Annotated in this window: 2 protein-coding genes; both read right to left on the minus strand. The window is 35.5% G+C overall.

Annotation, left to right across the window (positions count from 1 at the left end; translation table 11 throughout):
- Positions 1–72: 72 nt before the first annotated feature.
- Positions 73–594, minus strand: coding sequence for an SLAP domain-containing protein (locus tag CP368_RS09800; RefSeq protein WP_233185886.1), 522 nt, complete (start codon positions 592–594; stop codon positions 73–75).
- Entirely contained in the window at positions 525–1,673 is a 1,149-nt protein-coding gene (locus tag CP368_RS09805; protein ID WP_098044437.1) for a hypothetical protein, read from the minus strand. The genes CP368_RS09800 and CP368_RS09805 overlap by 70 nt, the downstream gene beginning before the upstream one ends.
- Between the last annotated feature and the right edge of the window lie 126 nt (positions 1,674–1,799).

Below are 1,799 nucleotides of genomic sequence, written 5' to 3' on the forward strand. Positions count from 1 at the left end.
GAGTTGGATTGATCGTCTTTTGGTATCTGAAAGTTAGTTTTTTCCCAGACACTTTCGTATCTAAATCTATTTCTACTTGAGCTTATCAGCATCTAGGGCTGTTTTGATCTCTACTTTTGCAGCCTTATTTGCACGAACATATCTGTTCTTTCCTACTCTGTAATATTTCTTACCATGGATTTTAACTATCTTGGCATCATTCCATGCCCAGTAGCATTTACCCTTAGTCAAAGTAATATGTTTCTTAAGTAACTTACCGTTTTTATCATATAAACGTGCTCTGTAATGTTTTATCTTGATTGCTTTAACGGTTTGTAAGTTAGCTACCTTGATAAACTTACCGTTGGCTAAGCGACAGAACTTTTTACCATTAATTCTGAATTCTTCGCCATTGTTCCAAACGTAAACAAACTTACCATGCTTTACAACGGTCAACTTATGCTTCTTACCAGTTGCTTTGCCATTAGCATCGTAAAGGTATGAGTTGTGAACTACAAGTTTCTTAAGCAAAGTGTTGAACAACTTCACATACTTGTTATCACCGACTTGAACGTACTTCTGCCTGCCAAGGTAGTGATTTGACCCTTGTGCCATGCAGAAATAGTATTGCCCTTTTCAAGCAAAGTATTCTTGCCGTCTGTAATTACAACATTGCCGTCACCATCATAGACGAAGGCGTTGTGAGTTAAGATTAGGGTGATGGTGTCTGTTGAAACTTCAGTATCACTAGAATTATTAGTTGGAATTACAACACGTGGCTTACTAATTGGTTGTTCTGAAGTAGTTGGCATATCAACACCTGACGTAATCTCAGGTTGCCCCGTGTAATTAGGATCATAATGTACATTGAATTTCTTCTTAGTGACATTACCTACTTGATCCACTACCTTAATTGTAATGATATGATCACTTGGCCGACCATTATTGTCATCTAAATTAACATCATAGTTAATGTTATATGGTCCGTATGGATTAAGTGATTGGCCAGATTCTGGATAACTATTAACTTCCCTGGTATTTCTTTGAGTAAATATATTATTACCGTCTATTATGACAGAATAGCCACTCATATTATCATTAGCAGTACCTAAAATATGCAAAACTGGTTGATTAGTGATAGTTGGCAATTCGACATTCAAAGTTGTAGTTTCAAAATCCACTATTGCTCCAATTACACCACGGTATTTTTCTCCGTCTTTAGTAGTATAAATATACTGTATTGCCTTCTGACCAGTTTCAGGTGCCTTAAAAGTAAATTTAAAATTACCATCCTTATCAAATTTGATTAAATTAGCTGGATCATTTTCAGAATTACCCTGCACAACTGCAATTAAACTAGCAACTTTATCTGGATCAACAGATCCTGTAACATTCCAGTTACCTGTTAATGGGTCATATCCATCTTCTTTAGCATCATCTATATTAGTAAAATCAATTTCATTCTTTTCAAAATGATCAAAGCTAATATTGCCTAGGTCCTCTGAGTCAATTTTTCCTGGATTTGAATTGTCGGAATCATCTGAATCATTAGTTTCGGCTGCTGGAGAATCTGGATCCACATCTGTTACCTTGAAAGTATATAACTCATTCTTTCCAGCTTCATCAGAAGTAAATACGATCTTTCCTGAAGTAACATCAACTGGAACCGCATATTGACCATTAACTACCTGCACTAATTTACCATTAATGTAGAAATTATGATTAGCCGCACCTCTTAAAGTGTAAGTGTCGACTTTTTTATTTTCGCCGATTGTAAAATCAAGTTGAACACTTTATAAAAATAAAAGTCCATCTGGACC

It is taken from the genome of Lactobacillus sp. UMNPBX17 (genome assembly GCF_002553735.1).
Lineage (GTDB): Bacteria > Bacillota > Bacilli > Lactobacillales > Lactobacillaceae > Lactobacillus > Lactobacillus gallinarum.